The sequence below is a fragment of the Streptomyces sp. NPDC054842 genome, from assembly GCF_053611025.1.
Genome location: NZ_JBSGZN010000032.1, coordinates 1 through 20,734, shown reverse-complemented (window position 1 = coordinate 20,734; position 20,734 = coordinate 1). Strand labels below are relative to the sequence as shown.

Below are 20,734 nucleotides of genomic sequence, written 5' to 3'. Positions count from 1 at the left end.
GCGAAGACCTCGGCCTTTGAGTTCGAGCACGCCCCGGGAAGTTCCCAAGTGCCGTTGTCCACACGGCGGACCGCCGATAGCCGGCCGTCCTCACCAATCACCACTCCGCCTGCGGACACAGAGCGGAGCGGCGTTGACTCGCCTTCCTGGGCACTGTTACTCATGTGCAGGAGCATAGGAGGTGGAAAAGACACCCGTGCAGGATCCGCTCTGGCTCGCCCTGCGGGTCGCCGGGAACGTCGGCCTTCGGGTCATCCGGCTCCACGACGTCCGGCACGGCTGCGCGACCCTGCTCACCGCGGCCGGTGTCGCTCCTCGCGTCGTGATGGAGATCCTCGGACACAGTCAGATCGCCGTCACGATGAATGTGTACACGCACGTCGTCCAGGACACGCAGCGCGAGGCCGTCAGCCACATGGACCGGCTGCTCACGCGGCGGCTACAGCGCGAGTAGCCACAGCACTGATGTCAGATCTGGATGTCAAAGACCCCCAGCCATGATCGGCTGGGGGCCTTTTTTCCTGGTGGGCGCGGACGGTTTCGAACCGCCGACATCCGCCTTGTAAGGGCGGCGCTCTACCGCTGAGCTACGCGCCCAGGACGAGTCGACAGCCTACATTGCCCGAGGGCCTGTCCCGCAAACCCGTATACCGGGCCCGGGCGGGGGTTATCCCCACCCCTGATCCGGGAGCGGGCCGGATCCTCCGGGGGCCCCTGGATCCGTACGGTCGTAAGGCGTCGGAAGAGCGTGTGCCCCGAGGGCCCGGCGCGCTTCCGCGTTCTTCTCAGGGGGAGATCCACATGGCCCGTACGGCCCGCACAGCGCCCGACCGCAGTACCCGCCGCACCCGTAGGGCGGTCCGAGGTGTGGCCGCCTCCGTCGTGGTCGTCGGCCTCTGTGCCGGCGCCGTGGCCTGCGGGGCCGACGCCGGGGACGACGACAAGCCCGAGCACCGCTCCTTCGCCCTGCACGGCCGCACCCTCACCGTCGACTCCGACGACTCCGCCCTGGAACTGGTGGTCGCGGAGTCCGGCGACGCCGACCACGTCGAGGTCACCCGGTGGTTCAAGGGGAGCGTCGTCATGGGCGGGGAACCCAGGGTGACGTGGGCCATGAAGGACGACCGGCTCGTCCTGCGGATGAAGTGCTCCGGCGTCGTCGCCGACTGCTCCGCCCGGCACCGGATCGAGGTGCCGCGCGGGATCGCCGTCAAGGTCGAGGACGGCGACGGACGCGTCACGGCACGCGGTTTCTCGACGCCCCTCGGTATCCGCACGTCCGACGGTTCCGTCCGCGTGACGGACTCCACCGGCCCGCTGGACCTGCACAGCGCCGACGGTTCGATCAGCGCCCTCGATGTCGGCTCGCGCCGGATTCGCGCCACCTCCGACGACGGCTCCGTGCACCTCGAACTGGGCTCCGTGCCGCAGCTGGTGGAGTCGCGCACCCAGGACGGTTCCATCACGATCGCGCTGCCCCGGGAGACGTACCGGGTGACGACCGAGAGCGACGACGGCGCCGTCCACGTGTCCGTGCCCCGCGACGCCGCCAGCACCCACGTCGTCTCCGCCCGGACCGGGGACGGGAAGGTCACGGTCCGAACCGCGAACTGATGAGCCCGTGTGTTCGTCTCTACTGGGTGGGAGAATGACACCGGGTAGGGCGGATGACAGCACGGGAGAGGGATGTGACGGCGACACCTTCGCAGCCGTACACGCCGTTTGTGCCAGGTGCGGAGCAGACACGTCGCCGCCCTCCGGGCCCCCGGGCCGGCCGCGCCGCCGGCACAGCGCTGGCCGCCCGCGACGCGCTCACGCTCATGGCACTGCCGCTGCTCGCCGTCCTCGCGCTGCCGGCCGCGTTCGCCGGCGGCGGCACCCGGCGCTGGTTCGGCGGGCGCTCCGAGAGCCAGCGCGCCGAGGCGCAGGCCGCGAAGGACGCCGCCGCGTCCGCCTTCTACGAGCTCGACACCGCGCAGCGCGACCTGCGGATCTCGATCGAGACCATCCGTGCCGTGGACGACTCCCCCGCGGCCCGCCGCGCGGTCTCCGACTTCGAGGCGCTGGGCCGGCGCATCGACGAGGCCAGCCACCAGTACATCGACGCGGTGGACGCCCAGGACCTGGACCGGGACGACCTGGAGGCCTCCGTCGCCGCCCGCGCCCGCACCGAGCTCACCGCCGCCAAGGACGAGCTGGACCGGGTCCGGCAGGAGCTCGACCGCTTCACCCAGGGCCTCACTCCCCTGCTGGGCAAGGCCGAGACGCAACTGGCCCGGCTCGCCCCGTCCGTCGAGCGCGCCCGCCAGTCCCTGCTCGCCGCCTCGAACGCCCTCGACGCCGTACGGGCCTCGAAGCTGCGGGCCGACGACCTCGCCGCCCGGCTCGCCGCCCTCGGGCCCGAGCTGACCAGGCTCAACCAGGGCGCCGGTCAGCACGGCGTGGCGGAGACGCTGCAGCGCGCCGAGCGGGTCGCCCGCGAGGCCGAGGCCGTACGGGCCGAGGCGCAGCGGCTGCCCGAGCGGGCCGCGGAGATCGACCACCGACTGGTGTCGCTGCGCACCCGTGCCGAGGCGCTGACGACCCGCTCCGGGCAGGTCGAACCGGTGCTCAGCGAGCTGCGGCGGCGCTTCACGGTCGCCTGCTGGCAGGACTTGCAGCACGTGCCGGAACTGGCCGCGGAGGACGTACGGCAGGCCGAGCTGAAGCTGAAGGAGGCGCAGGCGGCGCGCGACGACCAGCGCTGGCCGGACGCGACCTCGCTGCTGTCCACGGCGCGGGCCCTGCTGAACCACACCGACGAGGCCGTGTCGGCCGCAGGTGACCGGCTCCGGCGGCTGAACGCCGTGGCGAAGGACCCGCAGCACGAGATCGACCGCACCCGTTTCGCGATCCGTGACGCCCAGCGCCTCGCCATGACGGGCCGCAACACCCCCGACCCGCGGCACGCCCGCCCGCTGGACGACTCCGTGGCCCGCCTGGACCGCGCCGTCGCCGCGCTGGAGGGCCGCCACCCCGACTACTGGCACTTCCTCATGGAGACCGAGGCGGTACGGCGGACGGTGGCCGGAGTGGTCGGGCTGATCCGCGAGGAGCGCGGCGGCGGGGCGTGAGCGGTGCCCGTTCCGGCGGGGAGCGTCGGCTGGGCGTGGGCGATCCCCCTTCCGGCGGGGAGCGGCGGCGGGGCGTGAGTGATCCCCCCTTCAACCGCGGCATGACCCGTCGCCCGCTTCAGCGGAGCGTGACCGGCTTCCATCCCACCGCGCGCGACCGGCTTCCATCCCACCAGGCATGACCGGCCTCCGTCCCGGGCTGGCCCCTGACCGGTTCCCGTCCCGGCACGGCGTGACCGGTCCCGGTCCGGCGGCGTGAGGGCCGTTCCTGTCGCTCCGAGTCAGGGTGCCGGATCTGGTTTTCCCGTGCGGGCGCTGGGGTGCGGGGTCCCGACGCCGGTGGCCGGTGCGGCCTGATGTTGCCGGTCGGGGTGGATCGGGCGGATCCTGAGGGATACGTACACCTCCGCTGGTGGCAGAGGGAGGCGAACATGGCCACACACGCTCTTCGCTCGGAGTCCAAGCGTCGTATCCGGTTCGACGAGCACCTGCCGGTCGACCACCACCTCAGCAAGTTCTACCGGGTCGGTGCCGGACTGATGGGTCTCGTCCTGCTGGCCTTCGGCATCCTGGGCCTGATCGACAAGGTCGGGTTCTTCGACACCCGCGGGGACGAGGTCGCCGGGCTGAGCACCAACGGCACGCTGAGCGTCATCTCGATCTGCGTCGGCCTGCTGCTGTTCGTCGGCATGGTGATCGGGGGGAACTTCGCCTCCACGGTCAACATGGTCGTCGGCGTCCTGTTCATCCTCAGCGGCTTCGTGAACCTGTCCCTGCTCGACACCGACAGCAACTTCCTCGCCTTCCGCATGCCGAACGTGCTGTTCAGCTTCGTGGTGGGCGTGATGCTGATGTTCTTCGGCATGTACGGGAGAGTCGGTTCGGCCCTGCCGCACGACAATCCGTACTGGCGTTCCCGCCATCCCGACGAGGCGGAGAACGAGGAGCGGGTGCGCGCCAGGATCGCGGCCGCCGAGCAGGCCAAGGGCATCCGGCGTATCGGCAGCTCGTCGGGCGACAGCCGCCGGCAGCCGCCGGGTTCCGGCTCCCACACCGGCTGAGGGCCCCGCACCCCGGCGCGCACCGGTCCTCTACCGGGCCGGTCCGCGCCCGGGCGCGCCTCCCCGTCGCGGGCGGAGCCCGTTAGCCTGTGCGCATGCCTCGCTACGAGTACCGCTGCCGGACCTGCGGCGACACCTTCGAGATGAGCCGCCCGATGGCGGAGTCCTCCGCCCCCGCGGCCTGCCCCTCCGGTCATGACGACACCGTGAAGCTCCTGTCGACCGTCGCGGTCGGCGGTTCCTCCTCGGCTCCCGCGCCGGCACCTCGCGCGGGCGGCGGGGGCGGCTGCTGCGGCGGGGGTTGCTGCGGCTGACCGTGCGTGAGGGGGCCGGACGCCCGCCGGCCCTCACCGCTCGGCGGTTCCCGCCTACGGGCCCCGGGCACCGCGTGCGGGCCCCGGGCGCCCCTCCATGTCCGTCCGAAGCGCCTGGGCCCGGCCCGGGTGCTTCCGCATGAGCCCCGGCCTCACCGAGCCGCAGCCCCTGCCCCCAGCCCCAGCTCACAGCCCCGCTTTGCCCCCGCCCCCGCCTGAGCTCCCGCCCCCTGCCCCTCCCCGCCCTGCCCCCCGCCCTGACCCTCCTCGCCCGTTCCCGCCCCGTCTCTCAGGCTCTCTTCAGCTTCGCCTCTCTAGCGTGGCCCCATGACAGCCATCGCAGCGGCGACCACGGCGGCCGGCCGGGCTCAGGGCGGCGCGCCCCAGTGGATCAGTGATCTCATGGCCACGCTCGGCGCCCCGGGCGCGGGCCTCGCCATCGCGTTGGAGAACCTGTTCCCGCCGTTGCCGAGCGAGGTGATCCTGCCGCTCGCCGGGTTCGCGGCGAGCAGCGGCCGGATGAGCCTGCCGGCCGTGCTGGTGTGGACGACGCTGGGCTCGGTGATCGGCGCGCTCGCCCTGTACGGCGTGGGGGCGCTGCTCGGCCGGGACCGCACGGTCGCGCTGGCCGCCCGGCTGCCGCTGGTGAAGGCGAGCGACGTCGAGAGGACGGAGGCGTGGTTCCTGCGGCACGGGACGAAGGCGGTGTTCTTCGGGCGGATGATCCCCGTGTTCCGCAGCCTGGTCTCCGTGCCCGCGGGTGTGGAGCGCATGCCGCTGCCGGTATTCCTGGGGCTGACCACGCTGGGCAGCGCGATCTGGAACACCGCCTTCGTGCTAGCGGGCTATCTGCTGGGCGACAACTGGACGGCCGTCACGGATGTCGTCTCCGCGTACTCGAAGGCGGTGCTGGCGGTCGCCGTGCTCGCCGTGCTGGTCTTCGTCGGGGTCCGGGTCCTCAGGCCGGGCGGGGGCGGTCGCAGGCGGCGAGGAACTCCCGCAGGATCCGCTCCCCCGCGGCGACCCCGAGTTCCGGAAGAGCGGTGACCGCGGGGGCGGTCCAGCCGGCCTCGGCCAGTTCGCCGTGGCCGGGACGCCAGCCCCGGTCGGCGGCGAGCAGCAGGTCGGCGTCGAGGAGGGAGTCGCCGGCGGCGAGGGTGAGGTCGGTGCCGGTGCGGCGGGCGACCTCCCGCACGGCGGCGCTCTTGGTGAGCGGTTTGGGGACGGCGTAGATCTTGCGGCCCTGGAGGGAGACGGTCCAGCCGCGGTTCTCGGCCCAGACGGCGAGTTCCTTCACCCAGTCCTCGGGGAGCAGCTCGCGCTCGACGACGAGGTAGACGAAGAGGTCCTCGGCGACGCGGTGCTTGCGGACCCAGAGCGGGTCGGAGGTGGCGGCCATGTGCTCGCGCACCTCGGTGAGGGAGGCGCACTCGTCCGCCAGGCGGGCGGTCACCCGCGCGTGCCAGTCGCGGTCGGAGACGCCGTCGACCAGCAGGTGCCCGCCGTTGGCACAGATCGCGTACTTGGGGGCGGGGCCGGGGAGGCTGATGCGCTGGTACTGCTTGCGGGTACGGGTGGTGGTCGGGACGAAGTCCGCGGTGCCGCCGAGTTCGGTGAGCAGTCCGGCGGCCGTCTCGGTCATGTAGGAGAGCGGCTTGCTCTCGTGGACCTCGACGCAGAGCAGCCGGGGGGCCTCCGCGTCGGGCATGGCGAGGGCCAGCGCGGCGGAGGAGTAGATGAGTGTGCGGTCGAGGTCGCTGGCGACGAGCACCCGGGGCGTGGTCATCAGGCCGTCACCGCCTTGCCGTCGGCACCGGTGGCGCCTCGGGTGAACTTGGGGTGGATCAGTCCCACGCAGGTGTACGGGAGGTCGGCGACCTCCTCGACGGGGACGCCCCGCTGTTCGGCGAGCAGGCGTACGTGGTCGAGGTCGGCGCCCGCTCCGGCGCGGGCGAGGATCTTCCACGGAACGCGGCGCAGCAGGACGCGGGTGGTCTCGCCGACGCCGGGCTTGACGAGGTTGACGTCGTGGATGGCGTACTCCTCGCTGATCCGCTCGACGGCCGCCCAGCCCTCCCAGGTGAGGGCTCGGTCGGCGGACAGCAGGTCCTTGACGCGGGCGTCGACCGCGTCGGTGACGTCGGGGAAGTGCGCGGCGACGGCGTCGAGGAAGTCGGCGGAGACGTCGGAGCCGGCGAGTTCGCGGTAGAACTTGGCGCCGTGGTAGTCGTGTTCGCCGACCAGGTCGGCGCGCAGGACGGTGCGGGAGATCAGGCCGGAGACGGTCGAGTTGAGGCAGGCGGAGGGGATGAGGAAGTCCTCGCGGGTGCCGTAGGTGCGGACGCAGGAGCCCGGGTCGGCGAGTACGGCGATCTCCGGGTCGAAGCCGGTGACGCCGTCCTGGGCCTCGAACTCCTCGACGGCCTGGGCGAGTTCGCGGGTGATGGCGCCCTTGCCGGTCCAGCCGTCCACGAAGACGACGTCGGCGGGGTCGTGGTGGGCGGCCAGCCAGCGCAGGGCGTTGGCGTCGATGCCCCGGCCGCGCACGATGGAGACGGCGTAGTGCGGGAGGTCCAGGCCGTGCCGGTGCTGGGCCCAGCGGCGCATCAGGACGCCGACGGGGGTGCCGGCGCGGGCCAGGGAGACGAGGACGGGTCTGGGTGAGCGTTCGGCGAGCACCAGCTCGGTGACGGCGCCGACAGCCTCGGCGATGCGGGCGGCGGAGGTGCCGAGCGCGGCGTGGAACAGCTCCTGGTACTGCTCGCTGGGCTGGTACTCCACGGGCAGCGACTCGGCGTAGTGGGCGCCGCCGCTCTGGATGGCCTCCTCGCGCTCCTCGGTCGGGGCCTCCAGGCGGACGTCCGAGAGGTCCTGGAGCAGCCAGCCGACCTCGTCGGGCGCGTACGAGGAGAAGGCGGGGCCGCGGAGGGGCTCGGACAGCATGGAGGGCCTTTCGGTGGCGGTCGGCCGGGGGGCCGCGTGCGGCGGGGCTCCGGGGACGGGCGCCTGCGACGGGACGTGGGACGGGACGACGGCGAGCACGACGGCCGGGATGTGGGCGGCGAGCTGGGCGAGCAGTCCGTCGGGGGCGTGCAGCTCGGGGGTGTCGCCCGTGGAGTCGACGACGGCGACGACGGCGTCGAATCCGGCACCGGCGACGTTGTAGGCGTAGCGCGGTCCGGGTCCGTCGTCGGGGTGGTCGTGGGCGGGGAAGACGATCCGGCTGCGGATGGCGTAGCCGGGGTCGTCCAGGGCGAGGACGGGTGAGCGGGTGGTGGTGGAGAAACGCACCTCGGCGTCCAGGGTCCGTTCCAGCTCCGTCGCCAGGCGCAGCGGCGCGTACATCAGTTCCTCGAAGCCGAGGACGAGAACGCGGCCGCGGCGCGCCCCTTCGGGCAGGGCGTCGGCGAGCCGGGCGGCCATGGCGGGCAGCGCGGACTCCAGCCGTATTCGGTGCTCGGGGGTGAATCCGTGCCGTCCGCCGTCGGGCACGCCGGCCGGCCAGCCGAGTGCGACGCGGCCGACGGTGCCCGCGCGCCCGGGTGCGGGGCGGCCGGGCGGGTCGGTCTCGTGGGCGGCGACGAGGGCCTGCCCCTTCTCCAGGACGCCGTCGGGCAGGACGACCGTGCCGGAGGCCGTGGTGACCAGGTCGACACGGGCGCCGAGCTCGCGGGCGAGGTCGTCCAGGCGCCCGAGGTCGGCGGCGGAGCGCATGTCGACCAGGGCCACGACGACGTACCGCTCGCGCGGGTAGCGCTCGTGCAGGGCGCGCAGGGTGTTGAGGACGGTGTTGCCGGTGGAGAACTCGTCGTCGACGAGGACCAGCGGGCCGGGACCGGCGAGCAGCGCCGGGTCCTCGGGGAGCAGCAGGTGGGAGGTGGCGTGGGAGTGGGACTCCTCGAAGCCGCCCGCCTGGGCGACGCCCGGGACGGGGCGGCGGGTGGAGTGGAGGTAGGGGGCGGCGCCGATGCCGTCGGCGACGCAGTGCCCGAGGCCGGTGGCGGTCTCCGCGTAGCCGACGACCACGGCCGTGGCCGCCTCGTCGCCCAGCAGGTCGCGGACACGCCCGCCGAGGGCGAAGCCGTGGCCGTGGACCACGGAGGGCGACTGCGGGACGTGCTTGCCGAGCACGTTGGACACGAGGAGGTGCGCCCGCTTGGGGTTGCGCCGCAGCGCGAGCCCCAGCAGGTCGGGCAGCTTCTCGTCACCGACGAGTTCGACCCCGAGCCGCCGCGCGACCCAGGTTCCCGTCCACACCACGTTGTTCATCGATTCCTTGCTGGGTCGGTCGGCCGGTCGGTACGGGCCGGTTCAGGCGGGCAGTCCGGCGGCGAGCAGCTCCACGAAGCCGATGTCCTCGTTCGCCACGCCGAAGACCTCGGCGCGCTGGAGGGTGCGCTCGGCCCAGGCGCGGTGCGGCTTCACCTCGTTCATCTTGTTCGTGTACGCGGAGCGGAGCACGCCGCCGCCCAGGCGGTCGGGCCGCAGGATGTCCTGGGCGTCGCTGTACTCCTCGTGGCTGACGACGGACAGCGCGTGCACGGGCAGGACGTGCGAGGGGTGGATGCAGGTCTTGCCGAGGAGTCCGTTGGCGCGGTCGAGGGCGATCTCGCGCAGCAGTCCGTCCATGTCGTGCTCGATGAGCGTGGTCCGCAGTTCCTCGGCCGCTCCGGTGAAGGGGCTGCGCCGCAGCTGCGGCTTGAACATGCGCTCCTGGAGGCGGAAGTACTCCCAGACGGGCCCGGTGACGGTGAATCCCGTGCCGTCCGCCCGGCCGAGGACGTTCACGACGTCGGCGATGACGGAGGCGACGATCTGGACGTCGTACGCCGTCATGTCGGGGGCTCTGCGCAGTCCGTAGGCGGAGCAGAAGTCGGTGACGCCGAGGCGCAGCGCGAGGACGCGGTCGCGGTACTTGTCGACCGTGCGGTAGATGCCCTCCAGGGTCTCCCGGCGGGTTTCAAGGTGGAGCAGGCCGGGTGATTCGAGGACGGGCATGGCGAACAGGCGCCGTCCGCTCGCCGTCTCGGCGGCGGTGAGGGCCTCCAGGAAGGGGGTGCCGCGCTCCTCGGTGAACTTGGGCAGCACGAATCCGGACAGCAGGCGGGCGGCGGGGCCGAGCCGCCGGACGAGGTCCGGGATCTGCTCGGGGGCGCGGACCCGTACGAAGAGCAGCGGGAGCTCGGCGCCGGGCCGTGCGGCGAGGTCGGTGAACTGGCCGACCAGGTTCTCCTCGGCGTCGGTGACCTCGGCGTCGTCGATGGAGTCCTCCAGGCACAGGACCATGGAGACGACGCCGCGCCCGGACTGCTTGACGACGTCGTCGGCGAGGCGCGGCCGGGTCGCGGGGCTGTAGAGCGTGGCTCCGAGGGCCGCGGCGAGGACGGGGGCCGGGGAGTCCGCGCCGAAGACGCAGGGCTCCTGGTGGAAGAGGCGTTGGCGCACCTCAGGGGCGACGTGCCCGAAATGACGCATGAGACTCCCCCGTGGTGGCTAGACGGCCTGACGTGATGTGGCCGGTAATAGTACGTAGATATCCATGTCAAGAGTTCCCGCCGAGCATGAAGTTCTGGTAACTCGGCTGTGTCCGGTGCCTGCTGTTCCTGTGCGGGAGCCGAGTACCCCGCGTTGTCGTGACCAGGCCCGAGGGGGCAGGATGACCGCATGACGCACGCGATGCTGAAGGGGTCGAACGTCCCGCTGGACGCCACGGCGGTACGTGCCGTGCTGCGCTGGGCGCCCGGGCAGGGCGTGCCGGACGTCGACGCCTCGGCGCTGCTCCTCGGCCCCGACGGTCGTGTGCGATCCGACGAGGACTTCGTCTTCTACAACCAGCCCCGGCACCCCTCGGCCAAGGTCTGGCGGCTCGGCAAGAAGCGGGTCGCCGAGGGTCTCACCGACACGATCCAGACGGATCTGGCCGGGGTCGAGTCGGCGGTCGGCCAGATTCTGCTGGTCGCTTCGGCGGACGGCGTCACCTTCGACCGCGTACGCGAGCTGCGCATCCTGCTGTACGACGCGTCGGCCGGGGACGGTGAGCCGCTCGCGTACTTCGACATCAAGCCGGAGACCGGCGCGGAGACGGCGCTGATCTGCGGGGAGCTCTACCGGCGCGGTGACGGGTGGAAGTTCCGGGCGCTGGGCGAGGGCTACTCGAACGGGTTGCAGGGGCTCGCGACGGACTTCGGCATCTCGGTGGACGAGTCGGAGCCCGACAGCGAGTCCGAGGGCACCTGGGCCGCGCCGGCCGGTGCCACGGACGAGACGTGGGCGGCGCCCGCCGGCTCGCCGGAGACCTCGGTGCCGCTGCCCCCGGAGCAGCCCGCGCCGGTGCCCCAGCAGGCCTCGCAGCCCGCCTACGGCTACCCGCCGGAGCCCGCCCGGCAGCCCGCGTACGGCTATCCGCAGACCGCCGCCCCGCCGGCGCCCGCGTACGGCTATCCCCAGCAGCAGACGGCGTCCGCCGAGCCGCCCGCGTACGGCTATCCGCAGCCGGTGGGTCCCGGCCCCGACCCGGACTTCGAGCTGCCTCCGCAGGGTCCTCAGTTCATCGGCCGGTGACCCGGGCACCCGCCGCGGCGGGTGCAGGCCAGCACAGGGCGCTCAGCGGTCGACCTTCGACTTGTAGCCGCGCCCCCACTGGAGGCCCCAGCCGTACAGGCGGTCCAGTTCGGCCTGGAAGCCGTAGACGAACCTCACCTCGCGGCGCACGGTCAGCTCGCCCTTGATGTTCTCGATCATCACGACCGCGCAGGAGCGGGCCTGCGGATGGCGCTCGTCGAGGCCGATCTCGATCCGGGGGCCGTTGCTCGGGTAGAGGGTGACGATGGCGTGCGTACGGTCGAAGGCCGGGGTCTGGTCGTATATGTAGACGAAGACGAGCAGCCGTTTGATGTCGTCGCGGTGGTCGAGGTTGACGAAGATCGTCTCGCCGGAGCCGGAGCCGAAGCGGTCGTCGCCGCTGAGCTTGACGTACGGCGGGGCGTTGAGTTCGCCGAAGAAGCCGCCCAGGGGCTGGACCACGCCCTTGGAACCGTCCGTCAGCTCGTACATGCAGCCGAGGTCCAGGTCGACGTTGACCATGCTCTGCGTGTGGGCCTGGACCACCTCCGGGCGGAACGCCTGGAAGGGGTGGCGCAGCAGGCTGCCGCGCTCGGGCCCGCCGATGTCGGAGGTGCGCATCCGCCAGGACAGGTTGACGCGCAGGTTGCCGGTGGCCGCGCCCTGCTTGGTGAGCGACACCTGCCGGTGCCGCTTGGTCAGTTCGATGGAGTTGGTCGAGGCGCTGCCCGAGTCGAAGTCGGCCGACCGTCCGCGCCACAGGTCTTCCCAGAAACTCATTGCGCCCCCCACAGTGCGTGCTGCCTACGTCGTGGCCGTGCCGTTCCCCGCCCCGGGCACGGGTGCGTGCGGCGCCCGTGACGTCGTCGCGGGCACAGCCGTGCGGGGCGGCACCGAGGACTCGTCCTCGACGACCGCCCCGCACAGAGCGTTCCTCAACGGGCGGGGTGCCAACCCCCCGGCCCGGTGCGTGTCAGACCCCGGACGAGACCTCAGTCCTGTCGTCCGAGCCCTCCCCTTTTCCCTCGGCCGCCGCGAGCGCCTTGTTCCGGCGTACGGAGGACCAGAAGGACCAGGCGATCAGGATGACGCCGACGAGGCCGGTGATGACCTCGTTGATCTCGTACTGGATGGTGACCAGGAGGATCACGGCGAGGGCGCCGATCGCGTAGTGCGCGCCGTGCTCCAGGTAGACGTAGTCGTCGAGGGTGCCCTGGCGGACCAGGTAGACCGTGAGCGACCGGACGTACATGGCGCCGATGCCGAGGCCGAGCGCCATCAGCACGATGTCGTTGGTGATGGCGAAGGCGCCGATCACACCGTCGAAGGAGAAGGACGCGTCCAGCACCTCGAGGTAGAGGAACATGAAGAACGCGGCCTTGCCGGCGAGGACCACCGCCGACGGCTTCTTACCGCTCTTCTTGGCTTCCTCCTCGGCCTCGTGCTCGCGCTCCTCCTCTTCCTCGATTTTGTCCTCGAAGTAGCCGGAGAGACCACCGACGATCATGTAGGTGATCAGGCCCGCGACGCCGGAGATCAGGACGGTCTCGGCCTTGTCGGCGTGCGCGCCGCCGTGCTGGTGGGCGTGGGCCGCGAAGGTCATGGAGGTGATCAGCAGGGCGACGAGCGCGATGCAGACCGACAGCATGTCGACCTTGCCTAGCTTGGCCAGCGGGCGCTCCAGCCAGCCGAGCCACTTGATGTCCCGGTCCTCGAAGATGAAGTCGAGGAAGATCATCAGGAGGAACATGCCACCGAAGGCGGCGATGGCCGGGTGGGCGTCGGTCACCAGCTGCTGGTACTGGTCCTTGTCGGTCAGCGCGAGATTGACCGCGTCGATCGGGCTCTTCTTGGCGGTCACCGCCACGATGACGACGGGGAAGACCAGACGCATGCCGAAGACGGCGATCAGCACGCCGATCGTGAGGAAGATCTTCTGCCAGAAGGCACTCATCTTCTTCAGGATTCCGGCGTTGACCACCGCGTTGTCGAAGGACAGCGAGATCTCGAGGACGGACAGGATCGCCACGATGCCGAAGCCGGTCCACCCCCCGTAGAGAACCGCCGCGACCAGGCCGAGTGCGGTGACCGCAAACGACCAGCCGAAGGTTTTCAGAAGCACTGGCTACCCAATCGTGTATTGGGGGCGCCCCCCAAGCGGAGCTCGGAGGAGGGTTTTCCCCGCGCCGTACTCGGCTTTACCTAACATTGACCTCGAAGTGTAGAGCGCGGTCCCCCCGGGCGACGCGGGCGGGCCCCGCATACCGCCTACGAGACGTTGACCCCGAAGTCCAGGGCGATGCCCCGCAGACCGGACGCGTACCCCTGTCCGACGGCGCGGAACTTCCACTCGTCGTTGTAGCGGTAGACCTCGCCGAAAATCATCGCGGTCTCGGTGGAGGCGTCCTCGCTGAGGTCGTAGCGCGCCAGTTCCTGGCCGTCGGCCTGGTTGACGACGCGGATGAAGGCGTTGCTGACCTGGCCGAAGGTCTGGCCGCGGTTGTCGGCCTCGTGGATGGAGACGGGGAACACGATCTTGTCGACGGTGGCGGGCACCTTGGAGAGGTCGATCAGGATCGACTCGTCGTCGCCCTCGCCCTCGCCCGTGAGGTTGTCACCGGTGTGCTCGACCGAGCCGTCGGGGCTCTTGAGCTGGTTGTAGAAGATGAACCACTCGTCACCGAGCACCCGGCCCGCGTTGCACAGCAGGGCGCTGGCGTCGAGGTCGAAGGGGGCTCCGGTGGTGGAGCGCGCGTCCCAGCCGAGCCCGACCATCACCTGCGTGAGGTTGGGTGCGGCCTTGGAGAGGGAGACATTGCCTCCCTTGGCGAGCGTGACGCCCATGATGCTGGTCCTCCCCGAGATGGAACTTCAGTTGTCCGGCGGTCCGGCGCCGCCGTCGAGCGCGTCCGGCGCCGCACTCGATGTGTGCGGCGCCGGACGGGTGAGCCAGGGGGCCCCGCGGGGCCCGTCTTCGGCTCAGACGTTCACGCCGAAGTCCTGCGCGATGCCGCGCAGGCCCGAGGCGTACCCCTGGCCGATGGCGCGGAACTTCCACTCCGCGCCGTGACGGTAGAGCTCGCCGAAGACCATCGCGGTCTCCGTCGAGGCGTCCTCGGAGAGGTCGTAGCGCGCGATCTCCGCCTCGCCCGCCTGGTTCACGACGCGGATGAACGCGTTGCGGACCTGGCCGAACGACTGCTGGCGGTTCTCGGCGTCGTAGATGGAGACCGGGAACACGATCTTCTCGACGTCGGCCGGTACGGCGGCGAGGTTGACCTTGATCTGCTCGTCGTCGCCCTCGCCCTCACCGGTGATGTTGTCGCCGGTGTGCTCGACCGAGCCGTCCGGGCTCTTCAGGTTGTTGAAGAACACGAAGTTGGCGTCACTGCTGACCTTGCCCTCCGCGTTCGTCAGGATGGCGCTGGCGTCGAGGTCGAAGTCGGTGCCGGTGGTGGTGCGGACGTCCCACCCCAGACCGATGATGACCGCGGTCAGGCCGGGGGCCTCCTTCGACAGCGAGACGTTGCCGCCCTTGCTGAGGCTGACTCCCACGAGTCCTCCCAAATGGTGTCCAGGGGCGGGGAGCCCCGTCGTGCGTCGGTATTCGGATCAACGTCTCGATCCTAGTGACGGGTTCCCGTACCCTGCAGGGCTTGCGACCGAAGAATCACAGGGTGTCGAGCGCCTCGATGTACTCGTTCAGGTCACGCGCGTCGGGCAGCGCGTTGACGACGGTCCACCGGACGACGCCCTCCTTGTCGATGACGAAGGTGCCGCGCACGGCGCAGCCCTTGTCCTCGGCGAAGACGCCGTACGCGCGCGAGACCTCGCCGTGCGGCCAGAAGTCCGACAGCAGCGGGTAGTCCAGGCCCTCCTGCTCGCCGAAGACGCGCAGGGTGTGGATGGAGTCGTTGGAGACGGCGAGCAGCTGGGTGTCGCGGTCCGTGAACCTCGGGAGCTCGTCGCGCAGGGCGCACAGTTCACCGGTGCACACACCGGTGAAGGCGAAGGGGTAGAAGAGCAGCACCACGTTCTTCTCACCGCGGAAGTCGGACAGCCGCACGGTGGCTCCGTGGTTGTCCTTCAGCTCGAAATCCGGGGCCTTGGTGCCGACCTCGATCGCCATGGTCACACGCTTCCCTTCCAGGGGGCTGTTCGGGTGACGACCAGCCTACGCAGTGATCCACGGGAAGGGTGGCCGCACATGGGTGAGGCCCCCGCCGGCGGCTGATCGGCGGGGGCCTCACACACGTTGCTGCGGGCGGTTCACGGGAACCGCCCCGGGGAGGGAGAAGCGGAGCTAGCGCTTCGACTTGGCCGCCTTCGGCGTGGCCAGCCGGCTGCCGCTCCAGTCCTTGCCCACGCTGACGGTCTTCGTCTGGGACAGACCCGCGGTCGTCGCGGCTTCGGCGATGTCGCTCGCCTCGACGTAGCCGTCGCGGCCGGTCTTCGGCGTCAGCAGCAGGATCGTGCCGCCCTCTTCGATGTACGTGGTGGCGTCCACCAGCGCATCCGTCAGGTCGCCGTCCTCGTCGCGGAACCACAGCACCACGGCATCGGCGACGTCGTCGTACTCCTCATCCACGAGCTCGCTGCCGATGACTTCCTCAATGGCCTCGCGGAGCTCCTGGTCGACGTCGTCGTCGTAGCCGATCTCCTGGACCACCTGCTCGGGCTGGAACCCCAGCCTCGCGGCAGGGTTCGTCCTCTCCTCCGCGTGGTCCGCGGTCGCGCTCACGGGTTGCCTCCTGATCATGTTTCGGTCGGGGTCTCCCCCCTGCTCGTTCGAGAGCTGGGAGGAGTCTTCAGCCACGCGCGTGCGCGAAGCATTGGCCGTAGTCCACACGGGCCGGGCGGATCGCGCAAGTACCAGGCCGCCGAGACCGCCGAAACGGTGACGACCCTGGCCGTGTCGACGCAACTCCTGGCATCGAATCACAGCTGCCGGTGACGCACAGCACGCCCTTCTGCCCGGTTTGCGGAATTCGGGACCCTCCGAGGGTACGGGAGTCGAATGGCTTTGCGGAACGCGTGACCGGCTGGGCGTATCGTTGCGATTTGGCCCGACCCGCCCCGAACGGGCCGGACGGACGTGACGGTTACCTCTCGGTAGAGATGACGATCGCGTTCCCGAGGTACACGATGGGGAACGGTGCAGACACCTGGAAACCCAGGGAAAAATGGCCCTCTGACAGTGAAGGAACAGCGTGGCTTCCGGATCCGATCGCAACCCGATCATCATTGGCGGCCTTCCGAGTCAGGTACCTGACTTCGATCCCGAAGAGACCCAGGAGTGGCTCGACTCCCTCGACGCCGCCGTCGACGAGCGCGGCCGGGAGCGGGCCCGCTATCTGATGCTGCGGCTGATCGAGCGGGCGCGCGAGAAGCGCGTGGCCGTGCCCGAGATGCGCAGCACGGACTACGTCAACACGATCGCCACCAAGGACGAGCCCTTCTTCCCCGGCAACGAGGAGATCGAGCGCAAAGTCCTCAACGCCACCCGGTGGAACGCGGCCGTGATGGTGTCCAGGGCGCAGCGCCCCGGTATCGGCGTGGGCGGGCACATCGCCACCTTCGCCTCCTCCGCCTCGCTGTACGACGTGGGCTTCAACCACTTCTTCCGCGGCAAGGACGAGGGCGACGGCGGCGACCAGATCTTCTTCCAGGGGCACGCCTCGCCGGGCATCTACGCCCGCGCGTTCCTGCTGGACCGGCTGAGCGAGCAGCAGCTCGACGCGTTCCGGCAGGAGAAGTCGAAGGCACCGTACGGGCTGTCGTCGTACCCGCACCCGCGGCTGATGCCGGACTTCTGGGAGTTCCCGACCGTGTCGATGGGCCTCGGCCCGCTCGGCGCGATCTTCCAGGCGCGGATGAACCGCTACATGGAGGCGCGCGGCATCGCGGACACCTCCAAGTCGCACGTGTGGGCGTTCCTCGGCGACGGCGAGATGGACGAGCCGGAGTCGCTCGGCCAGCTGTCGATCGCGGCGCGCGAGGGCCTGGACAACCTGACCTTCGTGGTGAACTGCAACCTCCAGCGGCTCGACGGCCCGGTGCGCGGCAACGGCAAGATCATCCAGGAGCTGGAGTCGCAGTTCCGCGGCGCCGGCTGGAACGTCGTCAAGCTGGTGTGGGACCGCACCTGGGACCCGCTGCTGGCGCAGGACCGCGACGGCGTGCTGGTCAACAAGCTGAACACCACGCCGGACGGCCAGTTCCAGACGTACGCCACCGAGACCGGCGATTACATCCGCCGGCACTTCTTCGGTGACGACCACCGGCTGCGCGCCATGGTCGAGAACATGAGCGACGACCAGATCCTGCACCTGGGCCGCGGCGGGCACGACCACCGCAAGGTGTACGCGGCGTTCGCGGCGGCCAAGGCGCACAAGGGCCAGCCGACCGTGGTCCTCGCGCAGACCGTCAAGGGCTGGACGCTCGGGCCGAACTTCGAGGGCCGCAACGCCACCCACCAGATGAAGAAGCTGACGGTCGACGACCTCAAGGGCTTCCGCGACCGGCTGCACATCCCGATCTCCGACCGGGAGCTGGAGTCCGGCGCCCCGCCGTACTACCACCCGGGCCGGGACTCGGAGGAGATCCAGTACATGCACGACCGCCGCAAGGGCCTGGGCGGTTACGTGCCGACCCGGGTCGTGCGGTCGAAGCCGCTGGCACTTCCCGAGGACAAGACGTACGCGAGTGTGAAGAAGGGCTCCGGCCAGCAGTCGATCGCCACCACCATGGCCTTCGTGCGGCTGCTCAAGGACCTCATGCGGGACAAGGAGATCGGCAGGCGGTTCGTGCTGATCGCGCCCGACGAGTACCGCACCTTCGGCATGGACTCGTTCTTCCCGAGCGCGAAGATCTACAACCCGCTCGGCCAGCAGTACGAGGCCGTGGACCGCGAGCTGCTGCTCGCCTACAAGGAGTCGCCGACCGGGCAGATGCTGCACGACGGCATCTCCGAGGCGGGCTGCACGGCCTCGCTGATCGCCGCGGGTTCGGCGTACGCGACGCACGGCGAGCCGCTGATCCCGGTGTACGTCTTCTACTCGATGTTCGGTTTCCAGCGCACCGGCGACCAGTTCTGGCAGATGGCCGACCAGCTGGCGCGCGGTTTCGTGCTCGGCGCGACCGCCGGCCGCACGACCCTGACCGGTGAGGGCCTCCAGCACGCGGACGGCCACTCGCAGCTGCTCGCCTCGACCAACCCGGGCTGTGTCGCGTACGACCCGGCGTACGGCTTCGAGATCGCGCACATCGTGCAGGACGGCCTGCGCCGGATGTACGGCTCGACCGAGGAGCACCCGCACGGCGAGGACGTCTTCTACTACCTCACCGTCTACAACGAGCCGATCCAGCACCCGGCCGAGCCTTCGAGCGTCGACGTCGACGGCATCCTCAAGGGCATCCACCGCTTCAGCGCGGGCACCGCGGGCTCGATCCCGGCGCAGATCATGGCGTCCGGCGTCGCCGTCCCGTGGGCCGTCGAGGCGCAGCGCGTCCTCGCGGAGGACTGGAACGTCCGGGCGGACGTCTGGTCGGCGACCTCCTGGAACGAGCTGCGCCGCGAGGCCGTCGAGGTGGAGCGGCACAACCTGCTGCACCCCGAGGAGGAGCAGCGCGTCCCGTACGTGACGCGGAAGCTGTCGGGTGCCGAGGGCCCGTTCGTGGCGGTCTCCGACTGGATGCGCTCGGTGCCGGACCAGATCGCCCGCTGGGTGCCGGGGACCTACCAGTCCCTGGGCGCGGACGGCTTCGGCTTCGCGGACACGCGCGGCGCGGCCCGGCGCTTCTTCCACATCGACGCCGAGTCGATCGTGGTCGCGGTGCTGACGGAGCTGGCCCGCGAGGGCAAGGTCGACCGCTCGGTCCTGAAGCAGGCGATCGACCGCTACCAGCTGCTCGACGTGACGGCGGCGGACCCGGGGGCCGCGGGGGGCGACGCGTAGCACGGACGTCTTCCGGGGCGGCGGGATCGGGGATCCCGCCGCCCCGCTCCATGCCTCAGCCGGTCCCGTCGTCCGCGTCCGGTTCACCGGCGGACGTGACCGCGGTGCGCGCACGCTCGCCTTTTCGCCGGCTCACAGCCTGCCCTCCGGGGCCGTCGCGTGAACGTCCGCCCGAGCGGGGCTCCTACGATGCCGACATGAAGCAAGAATCGGCGCAGGCCCGCTGGGAGCGGCGCACTCAACGGCCGCTGCTGGCGCTGGCGGTCGCCTTCGCCCTCGCCTACGCGGTGCCGATCGTGGACAGCGGCGCGAGCCGCACCCTGACGCTCGGCTGCACGGTGGTCGAGTGGGTCGTGTGGGGCGCCTTCGCCGGCGACTACCTCGTACGGCTCGGACTGGCCCGCGACCGGCGGAAGTTCGTGCGCGGGCACTGGATGGACCTGTGCGCGGTGATCCTGCCGATGCTCCAGCCGCTGCGGCTGCTGCGGCTCGTCTCGACCCTGATGCTGGTGGGGCGGCGGGCGCGGATGGCCTCGCAGATCCGGCTGACGACGTACGTGGTGGGCGCGGTCGTGGGCCTGCTGATGTTCGGTTCGCTCGCCGTGCTGTCGGTGGAGCGGGAGTCGCCGCACGGGAACATCAGAACGCTGGGCGACGCGGTGTGGTGGTCGTTCACCACGATGACGACGGTGGGGTACGGGGACCACGCCCCGACCACCGGTCTCGGCCGGGTCCTCGCGGTCGGCCTGATGCTCTCGGGCATCGCGCTGCTCGGTGTGGTCACGGCGAACATCGCGGCGTGGTTCATCGCGCGCTTCGAGAAGGACGACGTGGAGGAGCGCCGGCAGACCGCGGCGATCGAGGCGCTCACGGAGGAGGTGCGGGCGCTGCGGGCGCAGGTCGCGGACCTGTCCCGGGCCGCGCATCCGGTGCCGGCGCCGACCGAGCCGGCACAGCCGGCCCAGGGCCGGCTGGAGCTGCCGCGTCGGCCTTCGGCGGGGCTGCCGCGTCGGCCCTCGTGAAGACCCCGGATTCCCGGATTCGCCGTGCAAGCGTGAGCCCGGTACCGGGGCGCCTGGCGTCAGGGGCCCGGCACCGGTGGCTGTGCCCCCGTGCCGCCCGCGGGACGACGTGCCCGCGGGGGTGACGGTTCCGGCCCGGTGGTCAGAGCAGGCCGTTTCCGGGGCCTGCCGCGCCGATGAGCCAGACGAGGGCGAGGAGCGTGTCGATCGCGCCCAGGACGACGGCGATCAGTGCCGGCAGCGGTCGGGCGCCGGCCCAGCTGCGGCCCATGGCGAGCCAGCCGCAGACCATGGCCACCGGCCCCAGGACGATCCCCAGTGCGAAGAATCCCGCGACCGCGCACACGAGTCCGATGATGCCCAGCGTCGCGCGATCCGGCCCGGTCCGTGACCACGTCCGGCCACGTGAACGGGGGTGCCTGCGCGTGCCGTTTCCGAAGCCCGCCATCATCAACTCCTGAACTCTCAAGCCCTCTTGGGCAGTTCGGGTTCGATGTGCGGGTACCCCCGTTCCCCCTCGGCAGACCTGCCTGCGCGCCGCCCCCCGCCGGCGGCGCGCCGCAGCTCCGCTCGCCCCCCATGCCGTGCGGAGGACTTGACCCACTGTGACCTGCGGCGGGCACGGGGCGGGAGGGATCTTGAGCGTTGTCACCCTGATGAGCGAAAAAGGGGTGACGAAAAAGGGGTGACGGGGCGGCCGTCGGC

General features: G+C 71.1%; 18 protein-coding genes, 1 tRNA gene and 1 pseudogene. 9 read left to right on the top strand and 11 right to left on the bottom strand.

Features of this window, described 5'->3' with window-relative positions; all coding sequences use genetic code 11:
- Nucleotides 1–223: 223 nt before the first annotated feature.
- Nucleotides 224–454 (top strand): annotated as a pseudogene (locus ACWGIS_RS23935) (tyrosine-type recombinase/integrase); the annotation flags it as partial.
- 68 nt (nt 455–522) lie between these two features.
- On the opposite strand, the gene ACWGIS_RS23930 reads toward ACWGIS_RS23935, so the two are convergent.
- Nucleotides 523–597, bottom strand: a tRNA-Val gene (locus ACWGIS_RS23930).
- Between the two features lie 204 nt (nt 598–801).
- Between ACWGIS_RS23930 and ACWGIS_RS23925 the strand changes: the two genes are divergently transcribed.
- The 5 genes from ACWGIS_RS23925 (at nt 802) to ACWGIS_RS23905 (ending at nt 5,535) form a co-directional block, all read left to right on the top strand.
- Nucleotides 802–1,614 (top strand): DUF4097 family beta strand repeat-containing protein, encoded by an 813-nt coding sequence (locus ACWGIS_RS23925; RefSeq protein ID WP_453364504.1) that lies wholly within the window; start codon nt 802–804, stop codon nt 1,612–1,614.
- 74 nt (nt 1,615–1,688) lie between these two features.
- Nucleotides 1,689–3,113, top strand: coding sequence for a hypothetical protein (locus ACWGIS_RS23920; protein ID WP_453364503.1), 1,425 nt, complete (start codon nt 1,689–1,691; stop codon nt 3,111–3,113).
- A gap of 431 nt (nt 3,114–3,544) precedes the next feature.
- Nucleotides 3,545–4,174, top strand: a complete 630-nt coding sequence (locus ACWGIS_RS23915; protein WP_453364502.1) for a DUF4383 domain-containing protein — start codon at nt 3,545–3,547, stop codon at nt 4,172–4,174.
- A 95-nt stretch (nt 4,175–4,269) separates the two neighbouring features.
- Entirely contained in the window at nt 4,270–4,488 is a 219-nt protein-coding gene (locus ACWGIS_RS23910) for an FmdB family zinc ribbon protein (RefSeq protein WP_453364501.1), read from the top strand.
- A 327-nt stretch (nt 4,489–4,815) separates the two neighbouring features.
- On the top strand, nt 4,816–5,535 hold the full coding sequence (locus ACWGIS_RS23905) for a DedA family protein (protein WP_453364500.1): 720 nt from the start codon (nt 4,816–4,818) through the stop codon (nt 5,533–5,535).
- Here ACWGIS_RS23905 and ACWGIS_RS23900 read toward each other — a convergent pair.
- From ACWGIS_RS23900 to ACWGIS_RS23890, 3 genes are read right to left on the bottom strand one after another with little or no spacing between them, the layout of a single operon-like run.
- A complete protein-coding gene (locus tag ACWGIS_RS23900; protein ID WP_453364499.1) occupies nt 5,447–6,274 on the bottom strand; it encodes an HAD family hydrolase in 828 nt (275 codons plus the stop codon). The two genes, ACWGIS_RS23905 and ACWGIS_RS23900, sit on opposite strands and share 89 nt — an antisense overlap.
- On the bottom strand, nt 6,274–8,757 hold the full coding sequence (locus ACWGIS_RS23895) for a phosphoribosyltransferase (protein ID WP_453364498.1): 2,484 nt from the start codon (nt 8,755–8,757) through the stop codon (nt 6,274–6,276). The genes ACWGIS_RS23900 and ACWGIS_RS23895 overlap by 1 nt, the downstream gene beginning before the upstream one ends.
- Nucleotides 8,758–8,799: 42 nt before the next feature.
- Nucleotides 8,800–9,963, bottom strand: coding sequence for an HpcH/HpaI aldolase/citrate lyase family protein (locus tag ACWGIS_RS23890; RefSeq protein WP_453364497.1), 1,164 nt, complete (start codon nt 9,961–9,963; stop codon nt 8,800–8,802).
- Between the two features lie 189 nt (nt 9,964–10,152).
- On the opposite strand from ACWGIS_RS23890, the gene ACWGIS_RS23885 reads away from it, so the two are divergent.
- The gene (locus ACWGIS_RS23885) at nt 10,153–11,049 is read left to right on the top strand and encodes a TerD family protein (RefSeq protein WP_453364496.1); all 897 of its coding nucleotides are present in this window, start codon (nt 10,153–10,155) and stop codon (nt 11,047–11,049) included.
- A 42-nt stretch (nt 11,050–11,091) separates the two neighbouring features.
- Here the strand turns inward: ACWGIS_RS23885 and ACWGIS_RS23880 are convergent, their stop codons facing one another.
- From ACWGIS_RS23880 to ACWGIS_RS23855, 6 genes are all read right to left on the bottom strand, one after another.
- Nucleotides 11,092–11,829, bottom strand: coding sequence for a TerD family protein (locus ACWGIS_RS23880; protein WP_453364495.1), 738 nt, complete (start codon nt 11,827–11,829; stop codon nt 11,092–11,094).
- A gap of 193 nt (nt 11,830–12,022) precedes the next feature.
- Nucleotides 12,023–13,171, bottom strand: coding sequence for a DUF475 domain-containing protein (locus ACWGIS_RS23875; RefSeq protein WP_453364494.1), 1,149 nt, complete (start codon nt 13,169–13,171; stop codon nt 12,023–12,025).
- Nucleotides 13,172–13,317: 146 nt separating this feature from the next.
- Nucleotides 13,318–13,893, bottom strand: coding sequence for a TerD family protein (locus ACWGIS_RS23870; RefSeq protein ID WP_355787438.1), 576 nt, complete (start codon nt 13,891–13,893; stop codon nt 13,318–13,320).
- Nucleotides 13,894–14,028: 135 nt separating this feature from the next.
- Nucleotides 14,029–14,604: a TerD family protein gene (locus ACWGIS_RS23865; RefSeq protein ID WP_121403257.1), complete on the bottom strand. Its 576-nt coding sequence runs from the start codon at nt 14,602–14,604 to the stop codon at nt 14,029–14,031.
- Nucleotides 14,605–14,719: 115 nt separating this feature from the next.
- A complete protein-coding gene (locus ACWGIS_RS23860; RefSeq protein ID WP_355787441.1) occupies nt 14,720–15,178 on the bottom strand; it encodes a peroxiredoxin in 459 nt (152 codons plus the stop codon).
- 174 nt (nt 15,179–15,352) lie between these two features.
- Nucleotides 15,353–15,790 carry a DUF3052 domain-containing protein gene (locus tag ACWGIS_RS23855; protein ID WP_183116860.1) on the bottom strand — a complete coding sequence of 146 codons (438 nt, stop codon included), beginning with the start codon at nt 15,788–15,790 and terminating at the stop codon, nt 15,353–15,355.
- 469 nt (nt 15,791–16,259) lie between these two features.
- On the opposite strand from ACWGIS_RS23855, the gene aceE reads away from it, so the two are divergent.
- Nucleotides 16,260–19,007, top strand: coding sequence for a pyruvate dehydrogenase (acetyl-transferring), homodimeric type (gene aceE / locus ACWGIS_RS23850; RefSeq protein WP_453364493.1), 2,748 nt, complete (start codon nt 16,260–16,262; stop codon nt 19,005–19,007).
- A gap of 197 nt (nt 19,008–19,204) precedes the next feature.
- Nucleotides 19,205–20,029, top strand: a complete 825-nt coding sequence (locus ACWGIS_RS23845; RefSeq protein ID WP_453364492.1) for a potassium channel family protein — start codon at nt 19,205–19,207, stop codon at nt 20,027–20,029.
- 142 nt (nt 20,030–20,171) lie between these two features.
- Here ACWGIS_RS23845 and ACWGIS_RS23840 read toward each other — a convergent pair whose 3' ends face one another.
- Entirely contained in the window at nt 20,172–20,480 is a 309-nt protein-coding gene (locus tag ACWGIS_RS23840) for a small hydrophobic protein (RefSeq protein ID WP_453364559.1), read from the bottom strand.
- Nucleotides 20,481–20,734: the final 254 nt, after the last annotated feature.